The organism is Microcoleus sp. B6-A1, from assembly GCF_036705085.1.
Lineage (GTDB): Bacteria > Cyanobacteriota > Cyanobacteriia > Cyanobacteriales > Microcoleaceae > Microcoleus.
Genome location: NZ_JAUBTU010000022.1, coordinates 42,899 through 58,970 on the forward strand (window position 1 = coordinate 42,899; position 16,072 = coordinate 58,970).

Below are 16,072 nucleotides of genomic sequence, written 5' to 3' on the forward strand. Positions count from 1 at the left end.
GCACCAATATCAGCAACGGGCTAGAAGCCCGTTCCACAAAAAATAAACTTGATTGTGGAACGGGCATGTTGCCCGTTCTTAAGAAGAGTGCAAAATATTGGTTTGAGCTAATTGATTAATTCCTAATAACCAGGCTCCTCCTCGTACTCAGGAGTCTTAGTCTTCTCAGGGATATTCACCCGAGGAGCCTGGTAAGGCTTCGGTGCCTCATCGTCAGCCCAAGCATCAGCCTCCACATCATCCTCGTACTCGTACTGCACCACCGGCTGCTTCGGGCGAGAAATCTCAGGGCGAGTGTACTGCGGCTTTTCCTCGTACTCTTCCTCCTCGTAATCGTCCTCCTCGCCGCCCCAATTATCCTCTTCGTAATCCTCGTAATCGTCGATTGGCTGCTGCTGTACCTGCACCGCGCGCATCGGCGGCTGGCGAACCGCAGACCGATTCCACTCTAAATCCTCATCCCAAGGAACTTCCTCCACCGCAGGCGCAGCTACCCGGCTCCGCATTTCCGGTGCAGGTATCCGCACGCCAGGGCCCAATTGATTTCCCGTAGCCACGGGTTTCGGATAATAACCTGCCTCGTCCTCTTCTCGTTCCCAAGGTGCTTGGCCCAAACCAACGCGCTCCAGCAAACCCACACTAAGCTGCCTGAGCCTTTCCTCGGAACCTTCAAACACAATCAAGCGATTCGGGCCGCTGCTGACAATTTCTTCAATCCCCAACTCGTAAGTGCTGAGAACTTGGTCGGGGATTTGGGGGATTCCCAGGGAAGCGATAATTATAGAAACTAACTTACCGTCTTCGGGGTCGAACCTAAAGCCCCGTACCCTACCTAAAAGTTCGCCAGTTTCGGTAATAACTTCGCTGTTAATCAAAATGCTGTAGACTTCAACATCAACATCATCTTCGATCGCGCTCTCATCTTCCACCAACAGCACGTCGCCGATTTCGCTGACATTGCTGAGGAACATAAACCTCGGCATTCCAGCGACCGCAAATATATTATCTCGCAGACCGATCGCCACAACTTCCCGCCGGTCAATGTCCACCCACAATTGACTGACTACACCCAAGCGTTTACCTCTGTCGCGGGTGATGACTTGAGTGCCGAGAATATCTGAGCGTTGGCAAATTTGTTCTGATGTCATTCTAAGTTTAGTCCTGATTTATCATAAAAATGGGCCTAAAACCCCCGTGCTTCTAGCACGGCTTTGCTGTATGCTTGTAGTAGTGGAAAGGTAATCAACCACTCTAAAAACCTAGCTGTCAAAAGACAAAGCGCTGAACCTTGAAAATTGAATCTAAGCGGTTCTACTGCATTTTTCTAGACTCCACCTCGCAGTAGGTAAAAGATTCAGAGGAGCTAGACAAACAGCATTTGAAGCGAATTTGCTTCAAACTGAAACAGGACTTGCCTAAAAGCAAATAGGGTAGGGCATACCCGAATTAACTCTTGGGGAGAGTCCCACCTCTGGGCTAGAGACTTCAAGGAATCTAGTTTAAGTGGTCTCGGTGAGCCAAGAATCCTCGTACCTTCAGGTCGAGGAGTGTCAATAAGTACATATATCACTCAACACGATCATCAACCGACACTCCGGGACTACAACTTCAGTCCTATGACTTGAGTATAAGCTCCCCGTGCTTGAGTAACACCAATTGTACGCTCAGCCGATTGAATCATAGGTCGCCGCAAACTCACAACAATAAACTGGGCTTGTTCAGACTGTCGTTTTATCATTCTAGCTAATCGCTCCACATTTGCCCCATCCAGAAACATATCCACTTCATCAAAAGCGTAGAACGTAGACGGGCGGTAGCGTTGCAGCGCAAAAATAAAACTCAGCGCCGTCAATGATTTTTCGCCTCCAGACATGGAAGCCAGCCTCTGTACGGGTTTGCCCTTCGGGTGAGCCACCAAATTCAAGCCACTGCTGAAGGGGTCTTCCTGGTCATCTAGCTGGAGATAGCCATCGCCTTCGGAAAGTTCCGCAAAGATAGTCTGGAAGTTCTCGTTAACCGCGTCGAAAGCTTCTTTAAAAGCGCGCCGCCTGAGTGTGGTAAAATTTTCGATTCTCAACAGCAGTTCAGTGCGTTCTCCTTCCAATGTCGTCAATTTTTGACTTAATTCTTGAAGGCGTTCTTGAGTGCGGTTGTACTCTTCCAAGGCTAGCATATTGACTGGTTCTAAAGCTTGAATGCGTTTGGCGATCGCCTTTACTTCCTGCTGCAATTCCGTCAAATTGGCTTTCTCGACATTTTCAGGAATCGACGGCACGGGGTCGGGCATTTCCGCCCGCTGCGTTTCCAATAGAGTGCGGATGGCAGCCAATTGTTCCCGGCGTTCTTGCTGGGTTTCGTGGAGTTTTTGCAACTGCCATTGTAACTGCTGTTTGGCTAAATGCTGTTCTCGCAGTTGAGATTCCGCCCGATCGCGCTCTCCCTTCTGCACGCCCAATTTTTCCTCAATTTCCCCCAAAGCCGCCTTAGCTGTGGCAATTTGTCCATCGAGTTCTAACTGCTGCGAAACAATGCGATCGAGCGCATCCGCCCCCGCGTTTTGCTGCACTTGCCATTCCTGCAATTTCTCGCTGCCTTCCTTAATTTTCTCTTCCAAACGCCCGAATTGATTTTCCAAGTCTACAAGGCGCTGCTGGACGGTTCTCAGAGCCAATTCTCGCTCTTGGAGCTGCGCTTCTAGAGCGCGCAAACTCGATTGCATTTGCTGCCATTCGCTGTGGCTGTTCGACTCTTCCAACTGCGCCAAAGTTTGGCGGTACTGCTGCAATTGAGTTTCCTGTGCGGGCAATTCTCGTTCCAGCGACTGCAATCTCGATCGCGAATTAGTTAATTCCTGTGTATTTTTCGCAATTTGCGATCGCACTTGTTCCTGTTGCGCTTGCAAATTCTTAATTTCTGAATCCAACTGTTCCAAGCGCAACTGATGTTCGCGTAAATTTTGTTTCGCTTCCATCAATTCTTGGCTGCGAGTTTTGACTGCAACAGAAGCGCGATCGATCGCAATTTTGCACCGTTCCAAAATCCGCTCAATTTCCTCCAACCTTTCTTGCAAAGACGCGATCGTCCGCGCTTCACTAGCAGCCTCACTAGCCTCAACCGTGCCAAAATGCAAAGTAGATCTATTAGTAGAACTTCCCCCAGTCATCGCCCCGCTAGTTTCCAAAATTTCCCCGTCCAAAGTGACAATCCGGTACTGTCCCAAATAGCGGCGGGCATCACTGAGGTTGCTAAACACAACCGTACTGCCAAAAACGTAAGCAAAAATTTCCTGATACCGCGAATCGCAATCAATCAAATTAACAGCCGCATCCACAAACCCAGCCGCGCGCCGCAAATTTTCATTCACCGAATACCTGCCGCCTCTAATCTTATTCAGAGGCAAAAACGTCATCCTTCCCGCCCGTTTTTGTTTCAACAATTCGATCGCAGCAGCAGCCACGCTGTCATCTTCCACCACCATATTTCCCATGCGCCCGCCCGCCGCAATTTCCAGCGCCAACTGATAGCGCGGTTCCACCCTGCCCAGTTGCGCCACCAAGCCACAAACTCCGCCAATTCCGCTTTGGGCGACAATTTTTGCAGTAAACGTTCCCGTCGCTTCTTGCAGTGCTTGAAACTGCACTTCTAGTTTGTCTAATTTGCGCTGTCTTTCCCGCTGTTCTTCCAACAAACGAGTTTGAGTTTCCTGTTGCAGTTGCAATTCTTGTTCGGCTTCGAATAAAATCTGATTTAGCGATTCTACTTGCAAAGATGCAACGCCTTTGGTTTCCACAAGGCGAGATTGCTGCTCTTTTTTCGCTGCAATTTCCTGTTCCAATACTTGCAGCGATTGGTTTTGTTCTTGAATTTGACTTTGCAGGCGATCGGCTCTTTCGCCGATAGTAGCTTGTTCTGTACGCTGCGGTTCCAAAGTTTGTTGAATTGTTTCGATTTGGCGGTGCAGTTCCGTTTGCTGCTGTACCCAAACTTCGGCCGTCGAGGCGATCGCATTTGCAACTTCCCGATTTTCATCTAAACTTTGCTGGGCTGCGTCCCGCTGTTCCTGCAAAGTTCCTGTTTGAGACTTAACATAAGATATTTCTATCTCAATTTGCTCCAAACTTTGCCGGAATTGCCGAACTTCTTCCTCGGTTTGTGCTATATTAGCAGCCATTTGCCCAGCAGTTTTTTCCAAATCCTGTTTGCGGTTTTGCAGTTGCCGCCTTTCCGCTTCCTGAGTGGCAATCGTCGCTTGTAAAGCCAACAATTCCGACTCTCCCAAAGCTTTAACACGGGCATTCAGCGCGTCAAGTTCGGCGGTTGCTGCTTGAATTTGGGTGCTAATTGCTTGCAGTTGTTCGGTGAGAGATGCAGAAGTGCGATCGCCCGTTTCGATTTGTTCTCGCAGCTTCCATTCTTGCTGCTGCAATTGGCGGAATTTCAGCACAATTTCCCATTGCGACTTTTCTTGAAATTCCGCCCGCAATTTTTGATATTTTTCCGCTTTTGTGCGATCTGAAGCAAGTCTATCGCGCTGAGACATCAGCTCTTTTTCAACAATCCGGCTGCGTTCTTCCACCTCCTTAACTTCATCCAACTTCTGCCTAGCTAAAGAAATTTTGCGATCGAACTGAGCCACACCAGCTAATTCGTCAATGATTTCTCTGCGTTCCTTAGAATTCATCGAAATAATGCTGGTAACGTCTCCTTGCAGCACGACGTTATAGCCTTCGGGATAAATTCGCAAGCGGTTGAGTTGTTCGTGAAGTTGAGTCAGCGTGCAAGGTTGACCGTTAATGTAATAAGTTGAAGTGTAAGTACCTTGGCGAGTTACCCGAAGTTTGCGCGTCACACTCCACTCATCCGATTTTCGATTTTCGATTTTCGATTTTCGATTGGTAGCGAGTAGTTGTCCGTGGTTGTCTTGAGTTGCTGCTATTTCTATTTCTTCTACGTCTTCAACAGACAACTCATCCGATTTTGGATTTTGGATTTTGGATTTTCGATTGACAGCAGGTGATTGGCCGTTGTTGTCTGGAGTTTCGGTAATTTCTATCCCTTCGGCTTCTGCAACAGAGAGAGGCGATTCTTGATTGACAGAAGATGATTGTCCGTTGTTGTCTTGAGTTTCGGCAGTTTCTATCCCTTCGACTTCCTCTGCTTCAACAGATAACTCTTCCGATTTTCGATTTTCGATTTTGGATTTTCGATTGGCAGATGATTGTCCGTTGTTGTCTTGAGTTTCGGCAGTTTCTATCGCTTCGACTTCCTCTGCTTCCACAGATAACTCATCTGCTGCATTTTCCTCCTCATCTTCATCCCGCGCGAACCATTCCTCTCCCACATCTTCCAGGGCAAAAGTCGCAGTCACGCTAGCTTCGATCGTACCGCGTTTGTTTTGGGCGCTGTTCACCAAATCCGGCAAACGTTCAGCCCGCATTCCCTTAGAACTCGAAAGTCCGAGACAAAACAGCAAAGCGTCGAGGATATTGGACTTCCCAGAACCGTTGGGCCCGGAAACCACAGTAAAACCGGGCAGCACGGGAATGGCCGTCGTGCCACCAAAAGATTTAAAGTTAGTCAGTTCGATCCGTTTAATGTGAACCATATGCTAGGAGTAGCTTTGGCTCTAGGTTGTTGTCACAGGGTAGCACAGGCAATGGGGCGATCGACAATGTGTTAACTTTCGGGCATTGTCGAGCAAACCGATATCTTACACCTTTGTCAACAACAAAGTCAGCTTTTACTTCAAAAGATAGTTGACAAAAGTACAACATCTGCGACCAGAGCTACCGCTACAAATGAACGTAAATTTTGATACAGATAACTCCATGAGACTCGATCGAAATTATTTGTGCAATTAAACCTGAAAGCCTTGCCCCTAGTGAATTCCAGCAAATATAATTGTGGGAATTCCTCATGTTCCCCCTAGACATATAAAAACTTTCCGGTAAAATCGAACCAAAATTAATAATGTATAAAGTAACGAAGCGAATTATGGAGGGCAAACCCATTACACCAGCTCAGAACTCGTCTAACCTGCCAGCTTCACCTGAAAGCGACCAACAAGTATTGCAAATTTGGGGTCGCCAGCCCCTTAAAGGACATATCAAAATCAGCGGCGCCAAAAACTCCGCGTTAGTCGTCATGGCAGGAGCCCTGCTATGTCCAGAAGATTGCCGTCTCCGCAACGTTCCCGGTCTAGTCGATGTCGCCCGCATGGGGCAAATTCTCTCGGCTGTAGGAGTCAACTTACAGCAGAACGGGGACGTTTTAGACATCAACGCCAGCAACCTCATAGACGCTCAAGCCCCCTACGAATTAGTCAGCCAACTGCGGGCGAGCTTCTTCATCATCGGCCCGCTGCTAGCGCGTTTGGGATTTGCCAAAGTGCCCTTGCCCGGTGGGTGCGCCATCGGTGCCCGACCCGTTGAACTCCACGTTCGCGGTTTGCAAGCCCTCGGTGCCGAAGTCCACATCGACCACGGCACGGTTCACGCTTACGTCAAAGGGCCGAACCGCCGCCTGAAAGGAGCCAAAATTTATTTGGACTACCCCAGCGTCGGCGCAACTGAAACTTTGATGATGGCGGCGACTCTGGCGGAAGGAGAAACCGTGATTGAAAATGCGGCTCAAGAGCCGGAAGTCGCAGATTTGGCGAATTTCTGCCGCGCTATGGGAGCAAAAATTCAAGGCGCTGGCACGAATACGATCGTCATTTCGGGAGTTCCCAAGCTGCACGCGGTAGACTATTCAATTATTCCCGATCGCATTGAAGCCGGAACATTTTTAGTAGCCGGAGCCATCACTCACTCGGAAATCAGTTTGTCGCCAGTAATTCCCGACCACCTGACCGCAGTCATTGCCAAATTGAAGACTATTGGGGCGAAAATTATTGCAGAATCCCCCGACATTTTGCGGATAGTTCCCGGCAAAACTCACTCGGCCACAGACATCGAAACTCTGCCTTACCCTGGTTTCCCCACAGATATGCAAGCTCAGTTTATGGCTTTGCTGACGCTGAGCGAAGGAGACAGCTTGATCAAAGAAACCGTGTTTGAGAATCGCTTGCGCCACGTAGCAGAACTCAACCGCATGGGCGCCGACATTCGCCTGAAAGGCAATGTAGCGATTGTGCGCGGAGTGTCGCGGCTGTCGGGTGCGCCGGTAGTGGCAACAGATTTGCGGGCTTCGGCGGCGTTAGTGTTAGCGGGACTTGCAGCCGATGGTGTCACCACCATCAGTAGCTTGCAGCACTTAGACCGCGGCTATGAGCAGTTAGAGGTGAAACTGCAAAAATTGGGAGCTAAGTTGCGACGGGTCAAAGAGGGTACAGACCCGGCGACTGCTGAGGCTCCTGTCAATCCCGTGCGATCGGGTTTAAACTGTTAATTAGTCATGAGTCATTAGTCAGCAGTCATTAGTCATTAGGAAGAAGGAAGAAGAAAGAAAAATAATTCAACCTTTTTCAATTCCCGCTTCCCAATTGCCAATTCCCACTTTCCAATGACCAATGACTAATGACAAATGACTATTGACTAATGATTCAGGATTAAAATGTCGAACATACCGCTCATCGGTTTGAAAGCAGACCAGTTTCGCCACCCGCTAGACTTGGAAGCTACCAGCACTCTCAAACAACTGCCCGGCCTGGATTTGATGGTGCGGCAGTTGCTGGGACAACTGGGCGAACAGTTTTTCATGCTGGAAAATCTGGCTTCCAGCGTCCAAGTCGGGGAAAATCAATTGCCCCACCTGCATCAATTGTTGTTGGATGCCTGCAAAACTCTGGATTTGGAACCGCCGCAGCTTTATGTCCGCCAGCATCCGATGCCGAATGCTTACACCTTTGCGATGCGGGGAAAACAGCCTTTTGTGGTGATGCACACTTCTCTGATTGATTTGCTCACAGATGAGGAAGTTAAGGCAGTAATTGCTCACGAGTTGGGGCATTTGAAGTGCGAACACGGAGTTTACCTGACTCTGGCTAATTTAATTGTGTTGGCCGCCGGCCAAATTTCGCCTGTGGGAGCCGTGCTCGCGCAGGGTTTGCAGGCGCAAATGTTGGAATGGTTGCGGTGTGCGGAATTTACGTGCGATCGCGCCGCCTTGCTCGCCACCCAAGACCCAAAAGTGGTAGCATCACTGTTGATGAAACTGGCCGGAGGTTCGCCGACTTTAGCTCCCAAACTGAATGTAGATGCGTTTTTGGCGCAGGCGCGGGCCTACGACGACCTCAGCAGCACTCAACTCGGAGATATGCTCAAACAAGCTCAGACGGCTCAGTTGTCCCATCCTGTACCAGTATTGCGCGCCAGAGAGATCGATCGTTGGGCAAGTTCAAAAGATTATGAATCTTTGCTTGCAGGAAATCGATCGGTGTGTTATGATGGTGAAACGAAAAAGGGCGGGTGGCGAAATTGGTAGACGCATCAGACTCAAAATCTGACACCGAAAGGTATGAGAGTTCGATTCTCTCCCCGCCCACTGCTAAAAAAGCTTAATAAATCTAGGGTTCCAGATGATAAGTCTGGAACCCTAATTTATATTGGGCATCGGGCATCGGGAATCGGCCAAACAGGGCATGGGGAATCGGTAATCGGGCATCGGTAACAACAGTCATTAGTCCTTAGTCATTAGTCCTTAGTCATTAGTCCTTAGTCATTAGTCCTTAGTCATTAGTCCTTAGTCAGTCAACAGTCAACAGTCAACAGTCAACAGTCAACAGATTTTATGGGTGAAATTGCCGCTTTAGGCGCTGCACTTGTCTGGGCCCTATCTTCCACCATCTGGCAGCGAGTGGGACAGCAACTCCCCGCAGTCGTGCTAAACTTGCTCAAAGGTGCGATCGCCCTTTTCATGCTCCTTGCCACTGTAATAATTTTAGGAAAATCTTTACCCGCAATCAACCCTAATATTTTAGCAATGCTGCTGATTAGTGGTGGTCTAGGAATTGGCATCGGAGACACCGCTTTCTTTATCGTATTAAAATATTTAGGCGCGAGGCGAACGCTGCTTTTAGAAACCCTATCTCCTCCTTTAACAGCTTTATTGGGCTTAATATTTTTGCAAGAAAAGTTATCTGCTATTGCTTGTACAGGCATTCTTTTAACAATCTGCGGCGTAGCGTGGGTAATTGCAGAACGAACAGCCGAAACCACCTTACCATCAAAACATCTTTGGCAAGGATTAGCCATTAGTTTATTAGGACAAACATCCCATGCCATCGGAGCTATTTTATCCCGCGCCGCCTTCACTCAAATAGATATTGATCCCCTGTGGACGGCGGCCTTGCGTTTGAGCGGTGGCATGGCAGTTATGCTATGCTTTTTGAACCAAAAAAACCTTAACAGTTTCAAACAATTAAAAGCGCCAAAACTATTAGGTGCAATAATTCTAGCAGCTTTTTTAGGAACATATCTCGGAATTTTCCTGCAACAGACTGCGCTGAAATATGCACCCGCAGGAATAGCTCAAGCACTCTGTTCTACCAGTCCCCTATTTATCCTGCCTTTAGCCGTGCTGGCGGGCGAAAAAGTGAGCATTCGGGCTGTTTTGGGGGTAGTTGGTGCGATCGGCGGAATCGCCTTATTATTGGGTTTGAAGTGATTAGATTTGATATCAATTCCGGTGCCACCGGAATGATTGTTGACTGTTGACTGTTGACGGGCGGGTCGAAAAACTGAATGGTTGAGTGTTAACTGTTGACACTAATAGGCACGGCGCCGTCTCGAAAGCAATGGGTAATATTAATTCCGATGCTACCGGATTTGATATCACAACTCCGACAAGTGGAAACAAAACTCTACGGAGAGATTGAGAAGCAAATTGCAGCCTCTCGCCAGAATCAAGAAGAAGTGATTTATGCTTCTAATACTTGGGTAAAACAATTTGCAGAAATCCGTAAAGATTTTGACGGGATTATCCAGTCCATCACGAAGGCAGCAGCTAACCGAATACTTGAATCTGAAAAAGAGCGCCCTCACATACCAACTTGTCACAAAGTGCGTGAAGCGCAGCTATGCCGTAGGGAATCGTCCTTATAAGCTGTTGTGCATTTAACTTATATCTTTAGGGCGGGCAGGATGCCCACCCCACAAAAGTTTAATTGTATTCGGTCGTGCAATTTAAATGCCTCGGAGCTTATTCTTTAGAGAAGAAACGGCCCGAATAATATTTCTTCATCGATTCGTGAGAAATAATCCCATGACAAGATTCGTCTCTCGGCAAATCTCCTCTCGCTTCCTGCCAAGGTTTTTCACTGCAAATCATTCGTTCCAAAGTTGCATCATCATACTCAAAATAAGCATCAGCAACTTCCTCGATAAATTCCCCGATTTTTTGGGGAAGTTTCGGTTGTTCGATTTTCTCTGTAATTGCTTCCCAACTAAATTGTCGTTGATACTTTTCTAATAAATCAGGAATAACCGGCCCGTGAATCCCTGCTTCAAAATCTGCATCAAATAGTGGCTTGCCGTAAACTCCTAAATACCAAGCTTGAGCATAATACATTAGTTTTTGTAGCTTGTAGGCGTTGATTGCTACATTAGTTTGGGCGGCTAACCAAATAAAAGCATTGGCAATATCTTGCTCACTCACTTTTACTGAATTACCTGGAACCGCCACAACTTTGAGTTGACCTTCGCCTATCTGTTCCAATAGTTCAGAAACTGACAAGTTAAATTGTGCGGCAATTTGCTCAACTCTTTCCCAAACTGGAGAACTCGCAGTTATTTGATATTCATTTTTTGTTGAGATAGCTTGAGTCATAGCCGTCCTTAGAGCTGACTTAAATAATTCTAGCAAACAGTGGAAATAATGACGTAATGCAGTCTTTTCTAAGCATTATAACTCAAGTGCAACTCACCCACAATCGGCAATTCAAATACATTACTCTCTCGCAACCGCTTGGAGAAAAACATAACTTCCAGATTTTCAATTTCCTCCGTGTCAGGATTGAGACGAGCCACAATTCCATATTCTAGTTCTTGCGATTCTTGCTCTGCATAAGGCGAACATTTATTCACGTACAAAATATCCCCAATAGCATCGTATTTAAAAGTTAGTTTTTCTGCCATATTATCTCTCCTTGGGTAACATTTTTTGTTAAGTAAGCTGTCACGATCCAATAGCGCTCTCTCGGAACTGTATCATTCACAACAGCTACTACAACATACCTACCCTTGCGACCCTTACCATACTGCTATGAAAATAGAAAAGTATTGCCGAAACGTAAATCACATCGAACCTCATCTGGGTCAGCTAGAGTTTTAGCAATTCTTTCCTGATAAGATGGTAGCAAATCGGGATGTGTATCAACAATATGTAGTTCTCGCTCTTCAGTGAGTTCAACCTCGCTATCGAGATATGGACAGAAAAATTGTGTTGTCACATTCCTCCATTCTTGCCAGTCCTAATTACCTAACTTTTAGATTACCATAATTACCTGACAAGTTTAGCGATCGCCCATCCCAACCCAACTTGTCAAAAAGCACGCGCGGCGCAGGTATCCTGTAGGGAATCGCCCCTGCTTGACCGATCGCCTCAACTCTGGTTAATATACAAGAGTAAGCTTTGGAGAGAGTGCTTGAAACTGCCCAATTATGAAAGAGCAGTCGTTCCTGAAAAGAAAATTACCGAATATCTGCTCTCACTCACCCACCGCGACGGGAAAAGCAAAGCAAAATTTTTTTTACGGTTTGGTTTTTCAGTTGATGCTTGGGAAATCATGGCAACTGCCTTGCTGCGTCATGCCGCCGACCATGAATTAGCTAAAATTGAAGAATCTCCTTTTGGCAGTCGGTACGTTATTGAAGGAGAAATGCTAGCAGCAGATGGCAGAAAACCCTTTGTGCGTTCTGTTTGGTTTATTGAAACCGGAGGCGACACTCCCAGGCTAGTAAGTGCCTATCCACCAAAATAAAAAATAAAATGATTCAAGAACTTGACAGCATTGTTTTAACAATTGATATCCCCGAAAAAAAATTAAGCCAAGGCGATATTGGCACAGTTGTTTTAGTACATCAAGGTGGGGTAGGATATGAAGTAGAATTTGTTACCTTGACGGGGAAAACATTAGCTATTATTTCACTCTTTAGCTCCCAAGTCCGTCTCATAGGTGATAGAGAAATTGCTCACGCCCGGATGCTAGCTTGAGCGTTATCTAAATGGAAGCAAAAACATTATGAACACTCACAGCTTCACAGGCATCATTTACAAACAAGAAGATAGATACATTGCCGAATGTCCCGAAGTCGGCACAGTTGACCAAGGCGAAACCATAGAATAAGCGATCGCCAATCTTAAACAAGCTACAAAACTCTATCTCGAATAATGTCCATTATTAGAGCCCCGACTTCTTTAATAAGTCGGGGCTCTAGCTACTCTTACAAATTGCAACTCATATCCCCAGATAATTGACTGAAACGCGCATTTTCCCGATAGTCTACCGGACAGTCAATCACGCAAGGGACATCTTGAGCAAGGGCTTCTTTCAGAATCGGAATAAAATCCGTTGCAGATTCCACTCGATAGCCTTTTAAACCCATACTTTCCGCAAATTTCACAAAATCAGGATTGCCAAATTTTACGAAATCGGAATGACCAAAATAATCTTGCTGCTTCCATTCAATTAACCCGTAACCGCCGTCATTAAATATCAGCGTCACAAAATTAGTACCGACTCGCAAAGCAGTTTCTAACTCTTGGCAATTCATCATAAAACCGCCGTCGCCGGTGGCTGCTATTACTTTGCGATCGGGATAAACGAGTTTTGCAGCTACCGCACCCGGAATCGCAATTCCCATCGCCGCAAAGCCGTTGGAAATCAAACAGGTATTCGGGCGATCGCAATGATAGTGCCGCGCGATCCACATTTTGTGAGCTCCCACATCAGATATAAGAATATCTTCCGGGCCCAGGACTTGCCGCAAATCGTAAATGAGTTTTTGTGGCTTGATCGGGAAACCGTCGTCGGCTGCATATTGTTCGTACCCAGCGCGAATATCCGCCCGCAATTGCTTAGCAAAAGGGTCTACTTTCTCCATGCGATCGGCACGCTGCAAAATTTCATTGAGAGAATCAGAAATATCCCCCACAACTTCTATAAGAGGAATATAACTGCTGTCAATTTCTGCTGGCAGAGCTCCAATATGAATAATCGGAATTTTTCCTTCAGGATTCCACTTCTTCGGGGAATATTCAATCAAATCGTAGCCAACAGCAATCACTAAATCCGTTTCTTCAAAAGCACAGCTAATGTAATCGCGTTTTTGCAAGCCCGTCGTCCAAAGCGCCAAAGGATGAGTGTAAGGAATTACACCTTTGCCCATGAAAGTATTAGCTACAGGAATATTCAATCGAGTAGCAAATTGGGTCAAAGCATCGCTGGCGTTAGCGCGGATCGCGCCGTTTCCTACTAAAAGCAGAGGACTTTTTGCCTTGGAAATTGCCACAGCGGCTTTATTCAAGCTTTGGTAAGCGCCAAAAGTTTTTTCGCGGTTGTCTTTGGTGAGTGGCTGTCCTTCAGCAGGCATGGCTGCGATGTTTTCAGGTAAGTCAATGTGAACTGCTCCCGGCTTTTCACTTTGAGCTACTTTAAATGCTTTGCGGACAATTTCTGCCGTCGTGCTGGGGCGAACAATTTGAGCATTCCACTTAGTAACTGGCGCAAACATGGCGACCAAATCTAAATATTGGTGCGATTCTATGTGCATTCTGTCTGTGCCGACTTGTCCGGTAATTGCTATTAAAGGAGCGCCGTCTAAGTTGGCGTCAGCAACTCCTGTCATTAAGTTAGTTGCGCCAGGGCCCAAGGTGGACAAGCAAACGCCGGCTTTGCCGGTGAGACGACCGTAAACGTCTGCCATGAAAGCGGCGCCTTGTTCGTGGCGAGTAGTAATAAATTTAATTGAAGAGTTTCTCAGGGCTTCTAGAACTTCTAAATTTTCTTCTCCAGGAAGTCCGAAGACGTATTCGACGCCTTCATTTTCTAAACATTTTACCAATAGTTGAGCTGTGTTCATTTCCGTTTTTCTCCTCGGTTAATGGGGGTTTTGGGTCTTTCTTTTTCAACCGATCGCAAAAATACTAAATGGGAATTTTTAACCGCAGGTAAACGCAGATAAACGCAGACTTATGTAGATTTGTGCGATCGGTTGATAGAGTGGGAGCTTATTTCACCCACACTGTTTTTATGTTAACAAATTCGTGCATTCCTTGGATGCTCAATTCGCGTCCGTAACCGGAGCGTTTGATACCGCCGAAGGGCAATCTAGGGTCTGATTTTACTAAACCGTTGATGAATACCGCGCCCGCCTCTAGTTCGGAAATAAATCGATCGCTCTCTGAGTTTACTGTAGTCCAAGCTGACGCACCCAAGCCAAAAGATGTGCTGTTTGCCAGGGCGATCGCCTCATCGATGCCTGCAACCCGGAATACTAAAGCTACAGGCCCGAAAAATTCTTCTTGACGGGCAGAGGCATTCGGCGGAATATCTGTCAGAATAGTTGGCAAGTAGAAATTGCCGGCATTCTCTGACAATGGGCGGCCACCTGTCAGAAGTTTTGCTCCCGATTGGATGCAAGTTTGCACTTGCTTATCCAAGTCTTTGAGGATTGCCGGAGTAGCTAAAGGGCCGATATCGGTTTCGGGCAACATCGGATCGCCTACTTTTAATTGCTCGATTTTTTCGACAAATCCTGTGATGAATTCGTCGGCAATCTCTTCTGCTAAAATAAAGCGTTTGGCGGCGATACAAGATTGACCGTTATTGAGCATCCGGGATGTCACAGCAGTTGATAAAGCTGCTGCTACATCGGCGCTCGACATCACAATAAATGGGTCGCTTCCTCCCAATTCCAGCACTACTTTTTTCAAATTTTTGCCCGCATTTGCTGCCAAACTTTCACCCGCTGGTTCGCTACCGGTGAGAGTTGCTGCTTTTATACGATCGTCCGCAACGATATCGGCTACTTTGTCGGCGCCAACTAACAAAGTTTGAAACACGCCTTCGGGAAAGCCAGCAAGCGTAAAAATTTCTTCGATTTTCAAAGCGCACTGAGGCACGTTGGAAGCGTGTTTTAGCAAGCCAACATTGCCCGCCATCAGCGCCGGCGCCGCAAACCGAAAAACTTGCCAAAATGGGAAATTCCACGGCATAACGGCTAAAATAGCGCCCAGCGGTTGGTAGCGGACAAAGCTGCTGCTAGCGTCAGTGGTTGCCGGTACGTCTGCCATAAATTGAGCGGCATTTTTGGCGTAATAGCGGCAAACTAAGGCGCATTTTTCCACTTCGCCGATCGCAGATTTGAGCGTTTTGCCCATTTCCAGGGTCATCATTTCAGCGTAAATTTCGCGATCGCGCTCCAAGATGTCTGCCGCTTTCTGCATCCACAGAGCTCTCTGCTCAAACGGCAGTTGGCGGTATTTGTTAAAAGCTTGCTGTGCTAATTCCAGCTTAGCTTCTATTACCTCATCCGCGATCGGCTCGAAAGTTTTCAGCATTTCTCCCGTTGCCGGGTTGATAGTAGCAATAGCCATTGTTTCATCTCCTGTGTGAAAAACACAAAACTCCCTGCTAGCTATCAGCCTAGGCAGGGAGTTGTATCAAGATATTACAAAATAGGAATTTACCTGCCACGTTTTCTTTCAGGTCTTGCCAAGTTGCAAGTGCCGCGATTTGTTTAAATTTCTCTACTTTTAATTATAGTTCAGAGTCTCGATCGCAAATCTTAAGAAAATTTGTCTTTCTGAAATCACGCACAAATCTCGCTTAACAGGCGACGCCGGCCTGTTCCACAAAAGTTAAATGTTCTTGTGGGGCGTCCCGCCCGCCCCTGAAAGCTTTATTCACAATGAATGGTGCAAGATGGATGAAATATCTTGTCGGGTGTCCCGCCCGCCTTGCATTCTCAACCACAAAAACCGTAGGGTGCGTCGCCATCAAAAATCCCAAAAAAGAGCGAAAATCTCGCAGCGACGCACCTTGCAAGAATTAGGCATAAGGTGCGTCGCCATCAAAAATCCCAAAAAAGAGCGAAAATCTCGCAGCGACGCACCCTACGATAATTAGCAA

General features: G+C 46.9%; 13 protein-coding genes and 1 tRNA gene. 8 read left to right on the forward strand and 6 right to left on the reverse strand.

Translation table 11 applies throughout. The annotated features are described in order from the left end of the window. Positions 1 to 122: 122 nt before the first annotated feature. Positions 123 to 1,148 (reverse strand): PRC-barrel domain-containing protein, encoded by a 1,026-nt coding sequence (locus tag QUB11_RS10455; RefSeq protein ID WP_333200069.1) that lies wholly within the window; start codon positions 1,146 to 1,148, stop codon positions 123 to 125. A 452-nt stretch (positions 1,149 to 1,600) separates the two neighbouring features. After that, positions 1,601 to 5,605: a chromosome segregation protein SMC gene (gene smc / locus QUB11_RS10460; RefSeq protein WP_333200071.1), complete on the reverse strand. Its 4,005-nt coding sequence runs from the start codon at positions 5,603 to 5,605 to the stop codon at positions 1,601 to 1,603. 365 nt (positions 5,606 to 5,970) lie between these two features. Between smc and murA the strand changes: the two genes are divergently transcribed. The 5 genes from murA to QUB11_RS10485 all read left to right on the forward strand — a co-directional run bounded on the left by murA (position 5,971) and on the right by QUB11_RS10485 (position 10,043). Then, entirely contained in the window at positions 5,971 to 7,389 is a 1,419-nt protein-coding gene (gene murA / locus QUB11_RS10465; RefSeq protein WP_333200073.1) for a UDP-N-acetylglucosamine 1-carboxyvinyltransferase, read from the forward strand. 165 nt (positions 7,390 to 7,554) lie between these two features. Further along, positions 7,555 to 8,424: a M48 family metallopeptidase gene (locus tag QUB11_RS10470; RefSeq protein WP_333200075.1), complete on the forward strand. Its 870-nt coding sequence runs from the start codon at positions 7,555 to 7,557 to the stop codon at positions 8,422 to 8,424. Then, positions 8,403 to 8,484: transfer RNA gene (locus QUB11_RS10475), tRNA-Leu, on the forward strand. The genes QUB11_RS10470 and QUB11_RS10475 overlap by 22 nt, the downstream gene beginning before the upstream one ends. A gap of 246 nt (positions 8,485 to 8,730) precedes the next feature. Continuing rightward, positions 8,731 to 9,606, forward strand: coding sequence for a DMT family transporter (locus QUB11_RS10480; protein WP_333200077.1), 876 nt, complete (start codon positions 8,731 to 8,733; stop codon positions 9,604 to 9,606). 95 nt (positions 9,607 to 9,701) lie between these two features. Then, on the forward strand, positions 9,702 to 10,043 hold the full coding sequence (locus tag QUB11_RS10485; RefSeq protein ID WP_333200079.1) for a hypothetical protein: 342 nt from the start codon (positions 9,702 to 9,704) through the stop codon (positions 10,041 to 10,043). A 97-nt stretch (positions 10,044 to 10,140) separates the two neighbouring features. On the opposite strand, the gene QUB11_RS10490 is transcribed toward QUB11_RS10485, so the two are convergent. Together QUB11_RS10490 and QUB11_RS10495 are read right to left on the reverse strand one after the other, a co-directional pair. Continuing rightward, positions 10,141 to 10,767 carry a type II toxin-antitoxin system antitoxin SocA domain-containing protein gene (locus QUB11_RS10490; protein ID WP_333200081.1) on the reverse strand — a complete coding sequence of 209 codons (627 nt, stop codon included), beginning with the start codon at positions 10,765 to 10,767 and terminating at the stop codon, positions 10,141 to 10,143. A gap of 68 nt (positions 10,768 to 10,835) precedes the next feature. Then, entirely contained in the window at positions 10,836 to 11,075 is a 240-nt protein-coding gene (locus tag QUB11_RS10495; protein ID WP_333200083.1) for a DUF2283 domain-containing protein, read from the reverse strand. A 509-nt stretch (positions 11,076 to 11,584) separates the two neighbouring features. Here QUB11_RS10495 and QUB11_RS10500 point away from each other — a divergent pair. Both QUB11_RS10500 and QUB11_RS10505 read left to right on the forward strand, forming a co-directional pair. Further along, entirely contained in the window at positions 11,585 to 11,920 is a 336-nt protein-coding gene (locus tag QUB11_RS10500) for a DUF6883 domain-containing protein (protein WP_333200085.1), read from the forward strand. 8 nt (positions 11,921 to 11,928) lie between these two features. Further along, positions 11,929 to 12,153, forward strand: coding sequence for a DUF4926 domain-containing protein (locus QUB11_RS10505; RefSeq protein ID WP_333053374.1), 225 nt, complete (start codon positions 11,929 to 11,931; stop codon positions 12,151 to 12,153). A 230-nt stretch (positions 12,154 to 12,383) separates the two neighbouring features. Here the strand turns inward: QUB11_RS10505 and QUB11_RS10510 are convergent, their stop codons facing one another. Continuing rightward, positions 12,384 to 14,021 (reverse strand): acetolactate synthase large subunit, encoded by a 1,638-nt coding sequence (locus QUB11_RS10510; RefSeq protein WP_333200086.1) that lies wholly within the window; start codon positions 14,019 to 14,021, stop codon positions 12,384 to 12,386. A 148-nt stretch (positions 14,022 to 14,169) separates the two neighbouring features. Then, complete coding sequence (locus QUB11_RS10515) at positions 14,170 to 15,537, reverse strand: NAD-dependent succinate-semialdehyde dehydrogenase (RefSeq protein ID WP_333200088.1); 1,368 nt, start codon at positions 15,535 to 15,537, stop codon at positions 14,170 to 14,172. A gap of 328 nt (positions 15,538 to 15,865) precedes the next feature. On the opposite strand from QUB11_RS10515, the gene QUB11_RS10520 reads away from it, so the two are divergent. After that, a complete protein-coding gene (locus QUB11_RS10520; protein WP_333200090.1) occupies positions 15,866 to 16,069 on the forward strand; it encodes a hypothetical protein in 204 nt (67 codons plus the stop codon). Positions 16,070 to 16,072 lie beyond the last annotated feature (3 nt).